General features: G+C 37.5%; 18 protein-coding genes. 4 read left to right on the forward strand and 14 right to left on the reverse strand.

Annotation, left to right across the window (positions count from 1 at the left end; genetic code table 11):
* Window positions 1-144 precede the first annotated feature (144 nt).
* Window positions 145-570 carry a hypothetical protein gene (locus tag SJY23_RS06780; RefSeq protein WP_396597946.1) on the forward strand — a complete coding sequence of 142 codons (426 nt, stop codon included), beginning with the start codon at window positions 145-147 and terminating at the stop codon, window positions 568-570.
* A 105-nt stretch (window positions 571-675) separates the two neighbouring features.
* On the opposite strand, the gene fabD is transcribed toward SJY23_RS06780, so the two are convergent.
* From fabD to SJY23_RS06795, 3 genes are all read right to left on the reverse strand, one after another.
* Complete coding sequence (gene fabD, locus SJY23_RS06785) at window positions 676-1,560, reverse strand: ACP S-malonyltransferase (RefSeq protein ID WP_396597947.1); 885 nt, start codon at window positions 1,558-1,560, stop codon at window positions 676-678.
* Between the two features lie 96 nt (window positions 1,561-1,656).
* Window positions 1,657-2,142: a dihydrofolate reductase gene (locus SJY23_RS06790; RefSeq protein WP_396597948.1), complete on the reverse strand. Its 486-nt coding sequence runs from the start codon at window positions 2,140-2,142 to the stop codon at window positions 1,657-1,659.
* Window positions 2,139-2,585 carry a 2TM domain-containing protein gene (locus SJY23_RS06795; RefSeq protein WP_396597949.1) on the reverse strand — a complete coding sequence of 149 codons (447 nt, stop codon included), beginning with the start codon at window positions 2,583-2,585 and terminating at the stop codon, window positions 2,139-2,141. The genes SJY23_RS06790 and SJY23_RS06795 overlap by 4 nt, the downstream gene beginning before the upstream one ends.
* 63 nt (window positions 2,586-2,648) lie before the next feature.
* Between SJY23_RS06795 and SJY23_RS06800 the strand changes: the two genes are divergently transcribed.
* Window positions 2,649-3,728 (forward strand): aminotransferase class V-fold PLP-dependent enzyme, encoded by a 1,080-nt coding sequence (locus tag SJY23_RS06800; RefSeq protein WP_396597950.1) that lies wholly within the window; start codon window positions 2,649-2,651, stop codon window positions 3,726-3,728.
* 218 nt (window positions 3,729-3,946) lie between these two features.
* Window positions 3,947-4,240 carry an isoamylase early set domain-containing protein gene (locus SJY23_RS06805; protein ID WP_035334671.1) on the forward strand — a complete coding sequence of 98 codons (294 nt, stop codon included), beginning with the start codon at window positions 3,947-3,949 and terminating at the stop codon, window positions 4,238-4,240.
* 80 nt (window positions 4,241-4,320) lie between these two features.
* On the opposite strand, the gene SJY23_RS06810 is transcribed toward SJY23_RS06805, so the two are convergent.
* The 11 genes from SJY23_RS06810 to SJY23_RS06860 all read right to left on the reverse strand — a co-directional run bounded on the left by SJY23_RS06810 (window position 4,321) and on the right by SJY23_RS06860 (window position 14,362).
* Entirely contained in the window at window positions 4,321-4,602 is a 282-nt protein-coding gene (locus SJY23_RS06810; protein ID WP_035334670.1) for a DUF427 domain-containing protein, read from the reverse strand.
* Between the two features lie 48 nt (window positions 4,603-4,650).
* Window positions 4,651-5,616 carry an L-histidine N(alpha)-methyltransferase gene (locus SJY23_RS06815; protein ID WP_396597951.1) on the reverse strand — a complete coding sequence of 322 codons (966 nt, stop codon included), beginning with the start codon at window positions 5,614-5,616 and terminating at the stop codon, window positions 4,651-4,653.
* Between the two features lie 39 nt (window positions 5,617-5,655).
* Complete coding sequence (egtB, locus tag SJY23_RS06820; protein ID WP_396597952.1) at window positions 5,656-6,822, reverse strand: ergothioneine biosynthesis protein EgtB; 1,167 nt, start codon at window positions 6,820-6,822, stop codon at window positions 5,656-5,658.
* 171 nt (window positions 6,823-6,993) lie between these two features.
* Complete coding sequence (locus SJY23_RS06825) at window positions 6,994-7,455, reverse strand: hypothetical protein (RefSeq protein WP_396597953.1); 462 nt, start codon at window positions 7,453-7,455, stop codon at window positions 6,994-6,996.
* Between the two features lies 1 nt (window position 7,456).
* Window positions 7,457-7,867, reverse strand: a complete 411-nt coding sequence (locus SJY23_RS06830) for an energy transducer TonB (RefSeq protein ID WP_396597954.1) — start codon at window positions 7,865-7,867, stop codon at window positions 7,457-7,459.
* Between the two features lie 25 nt (window positions 7,868-7,892).
* Window positions 7,893-8,717, reverse strand: a complete 825-nt coding sequence (locus SJY23_RS06835) for a thymidylate synthase (RefSeq protein WP_396597955.1) — start codon at window positions 8,715-8,717, stop codon at window positions 7,893-7,895.
* 164 nt (window positions 8,718-8,881) lie between these two features.
* A complete protein-coding gene (locus SJY23_RS06840; RefSeq protein ID WP_396597956.1) occupies window positions 8,882-10,162 on the reverse strand; it encodes a carboxypeptidase-like regulatory domain-containing protein in 1,281 nt (426 codons plus the stop codon).
* Between the two features lie 209 nt (window positions 10,163-10,371).
* Entirely contained in the window at window positions 10,372-11,772 is a 1,401-nt protein-coding gene (locus tag SJY23_RS06845; protein WP_035334665.1) for a NupC/NupG family nucleoside CNT transporter, read from the reverse strand.
* Window positions 11,773-11,784: 12 nt separating this feature from the next.
* Window positions 11,785-12,399 (reverse strand): bifunctional nuclease family protein, encoded by a 615-nt coding sequence (locus SJY23_RS06850; protein WP_035337916.1) that lies wholly within the window; start codon window positions 12,397-12,399, stop codon window positions 11,785-11,787.
* A 167-nt stretch (window positions 12,400-12,566) separates the two neighbouring features.
* The gene (locus SJY23_RS06855) at window positions 12,567-13,529 is read right to left on the reverse strand and encodes an electron transfer flavoprotein subunit alpha/FixB family protein (RefSeq protein WP_035334664.1); all 963 of its coding nucleotides are present in this window, start codon (window positions 13,527-13,529) and stop codon (window positions 12,567-12,569) included.
* Between the two features lie 92 nt (window positions 13,530-13,621).
* Complete coding sequence (locus SJY23_RS06860) at window positions 13,622-14,362, reverse strand: electron transfer flavoprotein subunit beta/FixA family protein (RefSeq protein WP_396597957.1); 741 nt, start codon at window positions 14,360-14,362, stop codon at window positions 13,622-13,624.
* A gap of 250 nt (window positions 14,363-14,612) precedes the next feature.
* Between SJY23_RS06860 and SJY23_RS06865 the strand changes: the two genes are divergently transcribed.
* On the forward strand, window positions 14,613-15,590 hold the full coding sequence (locus SJY23_RS06865; RefSeq protein ID WP_035334662.1) for a pyruvate dehydrogenase complex E1 component subunit beta: 978 nt from the start codon (window positions 14,613-14,615) through the stop codon (window positions 15,588-15,590).
* Window positions 15,591-15,634: the final 44 nt, after the last annotated feature.

Below are 15,634 nucleotides of genomic sequence, written 5' to 3' on the forward strand. Positions count from 1 at the left end.
TATCTAAAATCGTTAAGATTTTGACGTAATGGCTAAGAAATTTGCATTTTGTCGATAATTACTACAGATATTAAATATTTTCTGTTATGAGAATGTGAAATTATGTTAAATTCGCGCATCTAATTATCCAAACAAATTTGAATTATGAAAAGATTTATTTTAAATGTTGCTGCTTTAGCATTAATCGTAGGTGCTGTTTCTTGTAGAGAAATGGAAGAAAAAGCAAACGAAGCTGGAAATGCTGTTGAAAACGCGGCAAATGCAACTGGTGATGCTTTAAATGACGCAGGAAACTCTGTAAAAGATGCTGCAGGTGATGCTGTTGATGCAACTGGAAACGCTGTAAAAGAAGCTGGAGATTCTGTAAAGGATGCTGCAAACGCAACAATGGAAGGTGCAAAGGATGCTGCAAACGCAACTGGTGATGCTGTAAAAGATGCTGCAAACGCAACTAAAGATGCTGCAAATGATGCTGTAAATGCAACTAAAGACGCTGCAAACAACGCTGCAAACGCTACTAAAGATGCTGCAACTAAAGCTGGTGATGCTGTAAAAAAAGCAGTAAACTAAGTCATATATAGTTTATAGAAATTGCAATGCATTGAAACATTGTAATTTTTAAACAATAAAAAACCAGCCCTAGGGCTGGTTTTTTTATGGATATATGTTTATAATTTATTCTGGAAGCGCTGCGCTGCTTGCAGTTACATCTCTGTTTATCTTTCTCATAAGACCTTGTAAAACCTTACCTGGACCTACTTCTATAAACTCAGTAGATCCATCTGTTATCATTTGTTGTATAGTTTGTGTCCATCTTACAGGAGCAGTAAGCTGTGCGATAAGATTTTTTTGAATCTCGCTAGCACTTGTAACAGCACTAGCGGTTACGTTTTGATAGATAGGGCATACTGGGTTTTTAAAAACTGTATTCTCTATCGCTGCGGCTAGTTCTTCACGAGCTGGCTCCATCATAGGAGAGTGGAAAGCACCACCTACTGGCAGTACTAAAGCGCGGCGAGCACCTTTTTCCTTCATAGCCTCACAAGCTTTATTGATAGCTTCTACCTCACCAGAAATAACAAGCTGGCCAGGGCAATTGTAGTTTGCTGCTACAACAACACCAGAAATTTCATTACAAACTTCTTCTACAACGTGATCCTCAAGACCTAAAACTGCCGCCATAGTAGAAGGTTGCAATTCACATGCTTTTTGCATTGCCTGAGCGCGTTTACTTACTAGCTTAAGACCATCTTCAAAATCTAACGCACCACTTGCCACTAGTGCAGAGAACTCACCTAGAGAGTGACCAGCAACCATAGAAGGTTTAAAATCTGTCATCACCGTTTTGATAGCGATTGAATGGATGAATATGGCAGGTTGTGTAACGTTAGTTTGCTTTAAATCCTCTGCAGATCCTTCAAACATTACATCTGTAATATTAAAACCTAATACATCATTTGCCTTTAAAAAAAGACTTTGAGCAGCAGGGTACTTTTCAAAAATATCTAGACCCATTCCTGAAAATTGGGCTCCTTGTCCTGGAAATATATATGCTTTCATAATTAAGAATTCATTTGTTGGGGTAAAAATACAAAACCTAGAAGATACCCGTGGTTGTTACGCTTTCGCGAAAGCGTGAAAAATTAGAATGTAGACTTATGTGGTTTTCTTCCAAGTTTCAAAAGTAAAGCCACTTTTATGCCTGTCATCTACATCGTGAAAAACACTTTTTGTAAGTTTCCAAGTATTAGTGTCTATGGTAGGGAAGAAGGCATCGGCCTCATATTCATTATGTACTCGTGTGAGTTCTATGTGTGTTGCATAGTCCATACCTAGCGTGTAAATCTCTCCACCACCTATAATAAAAACTTGTTGCTCGTCTTTACTGTAAGCGAGTGCGTCTTCTAGAGAATGCACTACGATAGCATTTTCTGCCTTGTAATTTAGGTCACGAGTGATCACTATATGCGTGCGATTAGGCAACGGCCTAGGTAAAGATTCCCAAGTCTTACGTCCCATTATAATATGGTGACCAGTAGTTAACTGTTTGAAGTGCTTAAAATCATCTGGTAAATGCCAAGGGATGTTGCCATCTTTTCCTAAAGCATTATTTTCTGCAGCTGCGGCAATCATTGTTATCATAGGAGTGTATTCTGATCGTCTAGTGGTAAGGATGGATCCCTCATTACGGGACTTTTTTTTTCTGGTAATGGATGTGATTGCGCTACACTTTCTTCTAGCTCTGCTATACGTACTTTCTGCTTTGTAACAAGTCTATCAAGGTGTTTTTGTTCCCACTCTTTATTCATAAACTTACTCATGAGTAATACATTTATGAGGTGAATTAGAAAAAAGAAGGTCCATAAAAGTATTGCCCAGACAAACCATGGCCTTTGGAATGGCTTAAATTCTTCTCCTACATGAAGTACCTGGTTAATTACTATAAGTAATATTGCGCCTGCTAGAAAAGTAACAAAGTGTCTATAGAGATTCTTCTTTTGACGTACGCGTGCTTGCGCGTTTTCAATGAGCTCTTTTTGAACTGGATCAATAGAAGTAGTAGTTTTCTTTGAAAATAGTGACATAAAATGCGACCTTTATATGGTGATATAAAATTAGCCTTTTTGAGCGTCAATAGTAAATAGCTTATGAAAAATTTTGCAAAACTCTTTCCTATTTTAAAACAATATACCTATCTCAATACTGCGGGTTCGGGCTTACTGTCGTTACCTGTCATGGAGTGGCGTCAAGAACATGATCTCGATTTTCTTATACAAGGTAGCATACTTAAAGAAAATCAAGCTAAGGTGCTTACAAGTGTGCGAGAAAAGGTAGGTAAGCTTTATTCTTGTAAAGCAAACAGAGTGGCACTTGTACCTAATTTTTCTTACGGATTTAATACGCTAGTCGAGGGGATCACAACGCATAAAAAAGTACTCTTGTTGGAGGGAGATTATCCTTCGGTAAATTGGCCTTTTGAGAGTCGAGACTTTAACTTGAGTTATATAAAAATCACTGGTGCTATTGAGGAGGAGATAGCAACCGCTTTCGCGAAAGCGCAACCCGATATATTTGCCTTTTCTATGGTACAGTGGTTATCTGGTATTAAAATCAATCATAAATTTTTAAAAGATTTAAAGTCAAAATATCCAGACACCTTATTTCTTGCAGATGCCACTCAATATCTGGGCACCGAAGTATTTGATTTTGATAACTCTGCATTTGACGCGATAGGAGGTAGTAACTATAAGTGGATGAATGCTGGATATGGTAATGCACTGTTTTTGTTTAAAGAATCTGTAGCAGAACATGTTGCTCCTAGAACCACGGGTTTCAATTCTATACAAGGAAAATATAAACCTCAAGAAGGTAGTTTTTTAGGAAGGTTTGAGCCGGGACATCAAGACACACTTAACTATGGCAGCTTAGGAGTTGCCATTGATGTGATACGACAGCTAGGAATGAAGACTATAGATGAAAAAATCAAAGCTATCAATACTAAGGCAAAAGAAGCCTTTGCAGAGAGAGGACTTATTTCAAAAGAAATTATAGATCGAGTAGACCACGGATCTTTTTTTAATATTAAGGGAGATGATAAGCTTGTGGAGCGTTTAAGAAATGAAGGCATTATAACTATTGCACGAGGTGAAGGTGTGAGGGTAGGGTTTCATTATTTTAATACAGAAGATGATCTTAATAAACTGCTAGCTCTTTGTAGCCTTAAATAAAATTTTTTGGTCAATTTTATGATGGGTATAGTGCAAATACTATGATTTGTAATAAGCACTTACTAGTTTTTTAAAAAGTGCAAACGTTTTCGCTTTGCGGCTTTTTAATTTTGAAGCTCCTAATATTGTTATATCGTAAAAATAAGGTTAAACTATTGATATGCTGTTTTTTAAGTAATTATCCTGCTATATTTGAGTGTATTTTTAAACCTCTTATTATGGCAGTCACAAAAAAATTTTTAAAAACAAAACCTGTTTGTAAAGTTACTTTTGCAATACCTGCGGCACACGCAAGTTCTGTAGCTGTTGCTGGTGATTTTAATAACTGGGACACATCTACATCTCTCAAGAAATTAAAAAATGGAACCTTTAAAGGAACTTTTGATATTCCAACAGATAATTCTTACGAGTTTCGCTACGTAGTAGATGGTGAGTGGGTAAATGAGGCAGAAGCAGATCGTTTTCAATATAACGACTATGCAGCAACAGAAAATAGTGTCCTCGAATTATAATAACCAATTATATATTCATATAATTTAAAACAGCCATTTCATAGCTATATGAAATGGCTGTTTTAGTATTGAGTAATTCGTTATTCTACTACTTCTATACCTCTCCAGAAGGCAACGTGGTTTTTAATTCCTTTTGCTAGTTCGCTCACTTCTGGATAAAACCAGGCAGCGTCTTTATTTTCTTTTCCATCTACGGTAACGGTGTAATAAGAAGCGACACCTTTCCATGGGCAGGTGCTCTGCAAATCACTGGACGAAAAAAATTCTTTTTTAATGGCGTCATGAGGGAAGTAGTGATTGTTTTCAATAACTACGGTGTCATTACTTTCTGCTATCACTTGATTATTCCATATTGCTTTCATAATAGTTTTTTTAAATGTGAGAAGTTGCCTTTGCGTGTGTATTGATATTTATTTCTTCTTGAATAAATAGTTTTTATAGTAAGATTTACTGTCTGAGAATTCATTTATTATCTCAAGCCCAGATTCCCCAGCTAGCCACTGTACTATGTTATCATCGTACTTTTGGCTAATCTCTGTGTGAATAGTTTCCCATGCTGTAAAATCTACAGTAAGGTCTAGTGATTTTATAGTTACAGATTGGTCTTTTGTACTTACCAAATAACTTTTGGCAGTACCAGTCTCTGGATCGTATACTTCCCAGTGTTTGAAATTATCAGGATTAAAATCTGCCTCCATTTCATTATTAATACGGTGCAGTAAGTTTTTATTGAATGCCTCAGTAATACCTTCTGGATCGTTATAAGCATCAAGAATAGTCTGCGGGTTTTTCTTTTGATCAAACCCCATATAAAGCAAATCTCCAGGAGTCATTGCTTTCTGGATATTTGTAAGGAAATCTATAGCTTGTGGGTGTAGAAGATTACCTATGTTTGAACCCAGCACCATAATAACTTTCTTGCGTTCATTGTATCCAGCAACATCTTCAAGAACTTCAAAATAAGTACCCTGTTGTGGTTTTATATTAATACCGGGTATTTCTCTTTCTACACTTTCTTTAAGTCCATCAAGTACATTCTGACTTATGTCAATAGGTAAGTATGTGAAGTTGTCGCCTCTTTCTATTAAATGTTTTAAAAGCACTTTAGTTTTTTTACCATCTCCAGCGCCTAGTTCTATGAGGTCAAAACCGTTACTGTCTGTAAAGGCTTTTGAAATCGATTCTTTATGTGTTTCAAAAATTTCAAACTCGCAGTTTGTGAGATAGTAGGAAGGCATCGCCATAATATCTTGAAAAAGCTTGTCGCCTTTTTTATCATAGATATACTTTGAAGATAGGAACTTTGGAAAGGATGTGAGTCCTTCGGTTACTTCTTGACTAAATGCAGATGTGATGGTAGTAGTTTTGGTCGTCATAGACGTTTATGTCGTGGGTTTTTATAAATACTTTCACTGTTATTTGGCAAGGCGTAAGCCTGTAAATTGCCAGCGTAGTCCGGTTTGAAAGAAATTGCGATAGGTATGTCTAGTATGTTTAGGCGGTGTTGCTACAGATCCGCCTCTTAAAACTTTTTGGTTAACCATGAATTTTCCGTTGTATTCTCCTAGAGCGCCCTCTTCTTTGGTATATCCTGGATAAGGCAAGTATGAGCTTTCTGTCCATTCCCAACGATCACCCCAGTCTAGTTGTGAGCTAGCGACTTCCCACTCAAATTCTGTGGGTAATCTCATTCCTTTCCACTGTGCAAATGCAAAAGCTTCGTAATAAGAAATATGTGCAAGTGTCTCGTCTGGATTTATTTTTTGTAACCCATTATTAAGAGTGTATTGGTGCCATTCATCATCAATTAGGTACCAATACATAGGAGCAGTTATTTCATGCGTGTTTACCCAGTCCCAGCCTTCTGAATGCCATAAGAGCGTTTCTTGATATCCGCCAGCTTCAATAAATGCAATCCACTCACCATTGGTTACTAGTGTATTTGATATTTGATAGTCATGCAGGTACACTTTGTGGCGACCTAATTCATTATCATAGCAAAAATCTTCTCCAGTATGGCCTATCTCATAGACTCCTTCATTAATGGTTATAAAGCTTTGTAGTGTTTCTTTTTTGCTTTCGCGAAAGCGTAATTCTCCTTCATAAATAGGAGTAAGAGGGTTGTTGCCCAAGATGTATTTAATATCTGTAACTAGTAATTCTTGATGTTGTTTCTCGTGGTGGATACCTATGGTGAGTAGTTTTTCTACTATAGGTGTAATTTCTTCTTCAAGAAGCTCTTGGAGTGCTTGAGTGACGTATGTGCGATATGCATATACTTGGTCTACTGTAGGTCTAGACAGGTTGCCACGATCTGTGCGCACGACTCTTTTTCCTACGCTCTCATAGTAACTATTAAATACGAATGCAAAATCTTCGCTAAAAAGGGTGTATCCTTCTTTGTGGTGCTTAAGAATGAATTCTTCAAAAAACCAAGTAGTATGGCCTAGGTGCCATTTTGGGGGAGAGACGTCCGCAATGGGTTGCACAACGTAATCTTCAATTTCTAGTGGTTTACAGATATTCTCTGTGTGTTCTCGAGTTTCAATAAAGAATTGGACAAGGTTTTCTATAGCAATCATATATATGACTTTTATGAGTCATATAAATTTACGGCTTTTTAGCAAGCCGTACTTGTGAGAATCTCTAGACTGGAGGAATAACGTAATAAATGTTTGTTAAATGAGCACATAGCAACGTCAAGAGAGGTGGAGCTAGTGCAAATTATTGCACTAGCTAGCTTTGTGATAAAATTAATTATTATCGTCTTCTTTGCCTGTGATGCCTTCATTTACAACCACAGTAAATGCGGTAGCAAATAGTGTGTTTCTAGGCTCGTCTTTGTGCATCGCTCCTTTAAAACGTGGTAGTTCTGATAAAACTTGAAGTGCCTCTTTTTCTATAAAGGTATAAGGTGTGCGCGCAGATAACTGATCGTAAGTGCCATCTTCTAGTATTCTAAATTGCACAAAAACTCTGTGGTTTCCTTTAGGTAAAAGTGCCTCAAATTTCTCAAAGTCAAAATTACCTGTAATAAAATCTTCTACCTTATTACGAAAACATTCCTTGAGGAAGTTAACATTTGCTCCCTTGCACCCAGGATATCTAGGTGGAGTGTCTACTATAGTAAATGAAATGTCTTTTTTAATTTGTGCATGAGCATTTTGTGAGAAAAATGTACATATACAAACTAAGCTTAATAGAAGGTAACGCATATTAAAATGTAAAAGGAAGTTTAAGTTTACTCTCTTTAGGAGTGCCACCTATGTTTCCGGGTTTTAATTGTGGGATAGTCATGATAGCCGTTTTTACAGCCTTTTGCATCCCAGGAGTGCCGCCAGTGACATTATTTACCACAGGCTTTCCTTCTTTATTGATAACCATATCAACTACAACGCGAGCTCCTTTTTGGTAATCACTTGGGAACTTTAGGTTACGCACAACGTGGGTTGCTAGTTTTTGCCTTAAGCAATTGTTTTTTGCATTTATAGATCCAGTACAACCAGGCCATGTAGGAGGAACTTCTTCAAGTCTCAATGTGGTAGACTTTTTCATGTAAACTCCTTCTTGAGCATTCATAGTTGTGATTCCTGCTACAAGTGCGAGTACAAATAATAGGTTTTTCATAAGGTAAGTAGGTTAGTTTTGGGGGTTAAATAGCCACTGCTCCTTTAATATGTGGATGCGGATTATAGTTTTCTAAAGTAAAGTCATCAAAAGTGAAGCCAAAGATATCTTTTACATCAGGATTAATTTTTAATGTAGGCAAAGTACGAAAATCTCTTGAGAGTTGAAGCTCAACTTGTTCCATGTGATTTGAGTAGATATGAGCATCTCCAAAGGTGTGTATAAACTCCCCAGCTTCGTAACCACAAACTTGCGCCATCATCATTGTAAAGAGCGCATAACTTGCAATATTAAATGGAACTCCTAAGAATATGTCTGCACTGCGTTGATATAACTGGCAGCTTAACTTGCCATCTGCAACATAAAACTGGAAGAATGCATGGCATGGTGGGAGCGCAGCTTTACCATTTGCAACATTCTCTGAGAAAGATACCGAGGTGTCTGGCATCACAGAGGGATTCCATGCGCTCACGAGCATTCTACGACTGTTAGGATTAGTTTTAAGAGTTTCTACAATGTCTTTAATTTGATCAATCTCATCGCCATTCCAGTTGCGCCATTGGTATCCGTAAACGGGACCTAGGTCTCCATTCTCATTTGCCCACTCATTCCAGATACGCACGCCATTTTCTTGTAAATATTTGATGTTTGTATCTCCTTGCAAGAACCATAACAACTCATAAATAATAGATTTGAGGTGTAACTTCTTAGTTGTTACCATCGGGAATCCTTCAGAGAGATCAAAGCGCATTTGATACCCAAAAACGCTCTTAGTTCCTGTACCTGTGCGGTCACCTTTTTGATTTCCGTTTTCTAGTACATGTTTGATGAGGTCGTGATATTGTTTCATAGATGCAGCTGTGATTTTTTGTAAAAGAGTTGGTGTAATTGAAGTAGGTGCTATGTCCCACAAAGTAATTAACTGTTACTCTCGTATAGCGTATAAAAATAAATACACCTTGCTAGTTGTACAACGCAAGGTGTATAATCTTGTTATGAGTTATTAACGAGGTCTTATTTACCTCCTAAAGAAGCACGATAATTATCTTCTTTTTCTAGGTTACGTTTTATTTTTTTGATGGCTGCTTCAATAGATCTTTCAGGTTCTATCACATTGTACTCACCCCAAAATTCTGGATCGCCGAAACCTAGATTTTCATCTGCCATGATGATTGATGGTGATATCTCTCCATCTTTACTAAAAGCATCTGCAGTGGTTACTTTCCAGTCTGTAACTGCCATCTCGCAAGAGAGTGTGTAAATAGATTTAAAAAGACGTCTTCTCTTTTTGACCTCAAAAGATAAATTTGCTTTTCCATAGCCGTAATACCATTTTCCATTTTTCTCTCTATAATCTACTTCATAAGAGATATCTCTTGCTTTCACTCGTACGCCGTTCGGCTTGCTTCTTACAAACATCTTGTTTACTTCAATTTCGTTTGTAAGATCTAGTGTAAATGTTGCTTTTTGTAATGCTAGTGATGTGGCGCTTACATACAATTGGCCGGCATATAAAGGACCTACGATGTTAGGTTTTGGCTCAAAGCCTACAACTAGCACATCTTTACCGTTGAGCTCTGTAGGCGTTGCAAAACTAAAATGATAAGCATCCATCGTTTCTGGAGTGAAAATATATTCAGGATACTTCATTACATCTACATATAATGTACTAAAAGGCCCGCCTTGTAGCTTGAGTGCGATAGTATCAAGCTTAGCGTAATCCGTGCTCTTTCTTGATTTTAGTAAGCGTATTTGGTCCTCTTTGTTGCTTATGTATCCTTCTTTTTGAATAGAAACAACGGCCTCTGCCAGTGATGCATTTTTCTTTCTCTTTTTGATAGTCTCTCGATAAAATGCTGTCATCTTAAGCGGTTTACCTATGTAGTTTTCTCTCTTTTTATTAAAGACTTTTTTTACGAGTTCTTTAGCAGATTTGTACCCCACAACTTGCACTTCGCTTAGGTCTACGCTTTTTGGAGATAGGCGTATGTTTATATCATCGTCAACATTTGCAATATCTTGTATGCTGTTTTTATATCCTAAGGCTTCAATAAGTAGAGAAGGACTAGTTGTTGCTTCCATTATTTTTAAAGCAAAATCCCCTTCGGTATTTGATATGGTGCTTATGTTGGTTCCAACTAAAGTAATTGTTGCTCCGCTTATAGCTTGTTTAGTTTCGCGGTCATTTATAGATCCGTTAATGGTTGTGGTGGCAGTTTGAGCCAAGATTAGTATTGGAAAGAGCATAAGTATACATGCCCAAGTTAATTTGGTAAGCTTGTAAATAGTTTTCATAGCAATGAGTTTAAGTAAATTCTCAAGAAGTCTTTTTAACACTATAAGTTAATATATTTTTATGGCATATTTAAAATCCTGCTGTTAATTTATTAAAACTAAGAGGCTAAGATTTTAAGAATAAGGCACAATGACTGGGCACGCTTTCGCGAAAGCGTACTTCTAAAGTCGAAAAGAAAATGAGTTATTTACACTAATGGATGTGGTTTTTAACCAATAATCATCCCTGCAATAGTTGCCGAAATTAATGAAGCTAGAGAGCCTCCAATTAATGCTTTTAATCCAAAACGAGATAGCTGTGTGCGCTGTCCAGGAGCTAGAGATCCAATACCACCTATCTGTATACCAATAGATGCAAAGTTTGCAAAACCACAGAGCATGTAGGTTGCCATAATGATAGACTTCTCATTGTTGAGGTGAATAGCATTTGCAGTATTTTTAAGTTCTGCTAGCTGAATATACCCTACAAATTCACTGGCTGCTAGTTTAATTCCAAGTAGTTGTCCCATCATCGTGGTGTCTTCACTTGCAACACCTATGAGCCACATTAAAGGAGCAAAGATGGTTCCTAAGATAGCCTCTAAAGAAAGCTTAGGATATGCTGAGTTTGCTGCAATCCAATCGTTAATCGTAGTGATTTCACCTATCCAACCTAAAACTCCATTTGCCATTGCAATAAATGCAACAAATACAAGAAGCATTGCCCCAACGTTTACAGCAAGTCTAAGTCCTTCTGTAGTTCCATTTGCAATAGCGTCAAGAACGTTTGCACCTATTTTGTCATTAGATACACTTACGTCTGTATTTACTTCTTCAGTTTGAGGATATAGTATTTTTGATATTACAATAGCTCCTGGTGCAGCCATTACAGAGGCCGCGAGTAGGTGCTTTGCAAATACTAGGCGTAGAGCCTCGTCTTCACCACCTAGAAAGCCTATGTATGCTGCAAGGACAGCTCCGGCTACTGTTGCCATACCACCTATCATTACAAGCAGAATTTCTGACTTGTTCATTTTTTCTAGGTATGCTTTTATTAAAAGTGGTGCTTCGGTTTGTCCTAAGAAAATATTACCAGCAACACTTAAACTCTCTGCTCCAGAGATGCCTAATAACTTAGAAAGTAACCATCCAAAGGCTTTTACCACCTTTTGAATAACTCCAAAGTAATACATAACTGATGTAAGTGCAGAGAAGAATATAATGGTAGGTAATACTTGAAAAGCAAAAATGTATCCAAAGGTAGAGGTGTCACTCACAAGACCTTGAAAAAGGAAATCACTACCGGCAAGCGTAAAGTTTAATATGGCGACAAATATACCTCCAATGAAATCAAATATTTTTTCTATAAAAGCTACCTTTAAAACTCCGACAGCAATAACAAGCTGGAAGGCGAGACCTACGGCTACCGTTTTCCAGTTTATTGCTTTACGATTACTACTAAATATAAAGGCAATTAGTATAAGGGAGAACATACCTAGTACTCCACGTCCAAAGCTTTCAAGAGAAAAACCCTGTGATGGAACTACATCCATAATCGCTTGAGGTGCCTCTTGCGCAAATACTGTAAATGAACTTAATAATACCAATAGGGTAAGTAGTAATCTGCGCATATAATAAATGGGTTAGTTGCGTTTTGAGATTTCATCTCTTAACTGGGCAGCTGTTTCATAGTCTTCGCTATTTACAGCTTGATCAAGTTTATTGTGTAAGTCTTGCAGTGATAACTTATTGTAATCACTATCACTAGAAGATGTCTCGTCTTCTAGTAAGATTTCATCCATTAGGATTTCGTCATCTTCTGTAAACTCCTCAGGGTTTGTATTTCCTTTCAAGAAAATCCCTGCTTTGTCTAAAATGTTTTTGTAAGTAAAAATAGGCGCTTGAAAACGTAGTGCTAGCGATATAGCGTCACTAGTACGAGCATCAATTATTTCTTCAATGTTATCACGCTCGCATATAATGCTAGAGTAAAAAACGCCATCTACAAGCTTGTGTATAATTACTTGTTTAATAATGACATCAAAGCGATCTGCAAAGTTCTTAAACAAATCATGTGTGAGCGGTCGAGGTGGTTTAATCTCCTTTTCTAAAGCGATTGCAATAGATTGTGCCTCAAAGGCTCCTATAACTATAGGTAATTTACGCTCTCCTCCCTGCTCAGTTAGAATCAAAGCATATGCTCCATTCTGAGTCTGGCTGTAGGATATTCCTTTTATATTTAAACGCACTAAGCTCATAAGTTGCAAAAATAGGAAAAAGGCTGCATAAGTGAAGAAGTTTATCTCTCTAGAGTTGATGGTTCAAAAAATGCCGCTATCTATCAGATTTACAGTGTAAAAGGTGGTAAATAAAAATGAGCTTAAAGAAATATTTAAGCTCATTTTTTGTTTTAAAGAGTGATTGCTTAGCTATTTGCAGCCTTAAACGCTCTTAATTTTTCGTTAAGTTCTGGTACAACTTCAAAAGCATCACCTACGATACCATAATCTGCTGCTTTAAAGAAAGGAGCTTCTGGGTCGTTGTTGATTACTACTTTTACTTTTGAAGAGTTAATTCCTGCTAGGTGCTGTATTGCTCCAGAGATTCCTATAGCGATATACAAGTTAGAAGCTACTGGCTTACCAGTTTGTCCTACGTGCTCACCGTGAGGTCTCCATCCTAGATCTGACACAGGCTTAGAACAAGCTGTAGCCGCTCCAAGGATATCTGCCATTTCTTCTATCATTCCCCAGTTTTCTGGTCCTTTAAGTCCGCGACCTGCTGAAACTACAACTTCTGCATCTGCGATAGCTACTTTATCTGTTGCTTTGTCTACAGATTGTACTTCTACACCAAAATCTCCTAATTCTGGAGAAAAATCTTCTGTTGCAGCTGCTCCAGAAGCTTCTTTAAGGCCGTAAGCGTTTTGCCCTAGTCCTACAATTTTAATTTCAGTAGAGATTTCTGTATTACTAAAAGCTTTGTTTGTAAATGCTGTACGCTTTACTGTAAATGGAGAAGCACTTTCTGGAAGTGATACTACATTTGATGCATATCCTGCATCTAGCGCTACTGCTAGAAGAGGAGCAAGGTACTTAGCATTTGCACTTTGAGTAAGAACTACCACTTGAGCACCTTCTGCCTTTGCAGCAGCTGCGATTCCTTTTGCATAAGCTGCAGCATTAAATGCATCTAGCTTTGCGTCTTTTATATTGAGAACTTTATCTACTCCATAAGTTCCTAATGGTGCAGTATCTCCACCATTTACGGCAACTGCAGTAACAGATGTTCCCATCATATCTGCAATTCCTTTGGCATAAGAAGCAACTTCTAATGATGCCTTCTTAAACACTCCGTTTTCTGATTCTGTATATACTAAAACTGACATATTTATAAGAATTTCCAAATAGCCGAACGCGAGGTTTTGCTTTTTGGGATTATTATTAGATTAAAAAGTCTCCTATCTTACGATAAGATAACTTAGATAGCTTTTGCTTCGTTATGTAACAGGTTGATTAGCTCATCTACTGTTTCTACAAGCTTAACAGCTCCTTTAGGTGCAGGTTTTTCAAAAGAAACTGTGTTAGTTTCAGTCCCAGCTCCAGAAGGTTCTACCACATTTAATGGTTTTTTACGAGCCATCATGATTCCTCTCATGTTAGGAATACGTAGGTCGCTTTCTTCTACAAGACCTTTTTGACCTCCTATTACTAGAGGAAGCGAAGTCTTTACTGTTTCTTTTCCACCATCTATTTCTCTAGTCGCTGTAGCAGTTGTGCCATCTATATCTAAAGAAATACATGTGTTTACAAAGTTTGCTCCTGTAATTCCAGCAAGCATTCCAGGTACCATACCACCGTTGTAGTCAATAGACTCACGTCCAGCAATAACTAGATCGTAACCTCCATCTTGAACAACTTTTGCAAGCTCCTTTGCAACTTGAAAACCGTCTTTTGCCTCAGCATTTACACGGATGGCAGTATCTGCCCCTATTGCAAGTGCTTTACGCAATGTAGGTTCTGTTTCTGGTCCTCCTACGTTAATTACGTCTACAGAGGCTCCTTGCTTTTCTTTAAACCACATAGCACGTGTCAATCCAAACTCATCGTTAGGGTTGATTACAAATTGAACACCGTTAGTATCAAATTTTGTATCTCCGTCTGTGAAGTTGATTTTTGATGTCGTATCAGGTACGTGACTGATGCACACTAATATTTTCATAGAATTTATATTTTATATAAAGGTACGCTTTCGCGAAAGCGTAATCCTAAACTATTTCGTTTTCGTAACAAAAATAACATAAAAAAGTATAATTTACTGTGCGTGCATAGTAAAATTTTACAAAAATGTAATTTATTGAGGTTTTGGAATTGCTTATTTTTGTGATTGTTAAAGAAGACAATATTAATAAGGTAATTCTCTATGTTATGAGGAACCTTGATTAAATTTCCGCCGGAGCGGTTTATAAATTATGAGAACAATCCAGTTTAGAGAAGCCATTTGTGAGGCAATGAGCGAAGAAATGCGCCGTGATCAGTCTGTTTATTTAATGGGTGAAGAGGTAGCAGAATATAATGGAGCTTATAAGGCGTCAAAGGGAATGCTAGACGAGTTTGGAGCAGATAGGGTTATTGATACTCCTATTGCAGAGCTTGGTTTTGGAGGAATAGGTGTAGGAAGCACAATGACAGGACTGCGTCCTATTGTTGAGTATATGACGTTTAACTTCTCACTGGTAGGTATTGATCAGATTATAAATAACGCTGCCAAAATTAGACAAATGTCTGGAGGCCAGTTTCCATGTCCTATAGTTTTTCGTGGTCCTACGGGATCTGCAGGGCAACTGGGGGCAACACACTCTCAAGCTTTTGAAAACTGGTTTGCAAACACACCAGGTCTTAAGGTGGTAGTACCTTCTAATCCTTATGATGCAAAAGGGCTTTTAAAAGCAGCAATACGTGATAACGACCCTGTAATTTTCATGGAGTCTGAGCAAATGTATGGTGATAAAGGAGAAGTGCCTGATGGAGAATATGTATTACCTATAGGTGTTGCAGATGTTAAGCGTGAAGGGAAAGATGTAACAATCGTTTCTTTTGGAAAGATTATTAAGGAAGCTTACAAAGCGGCAGATCAACTTGCAGAGGAAGGGATTTCTTGTGAGATTATTGATTTACGTACTGTAAGACCTTTAGATAAGGAAGCTATTTTTGAATCTGTAAGAAAAACAAACAGACTTGTGATTCTTGAAGAGGCTTGGCCTTTTGGAAACGTTTCGACAGAAATTACATATCAAGTACAAGCGCATTGTTTTGATCACTTAGATGCTCCTATACAACGTATAAATACAGCAGATACACCTGCACCATACTCACCAGTATTACTTAAAGAGTGGTTGCCTAACAGCGACGACGTGGTAAATGCGGTTAGAAAGGTGATGTATAAATAATATTTTCGCGAAAGCGGAATAAGATTTAATCCCTTTCATAACTG

The organism is Dokdonia sp. R86516, from assembly GCF_044596715.1.
Lineage (GTDB): Bacteria > Bacteroidota > Bacteroidia > Flavobacteriales > Flavobacteriaceae > Dokdonia.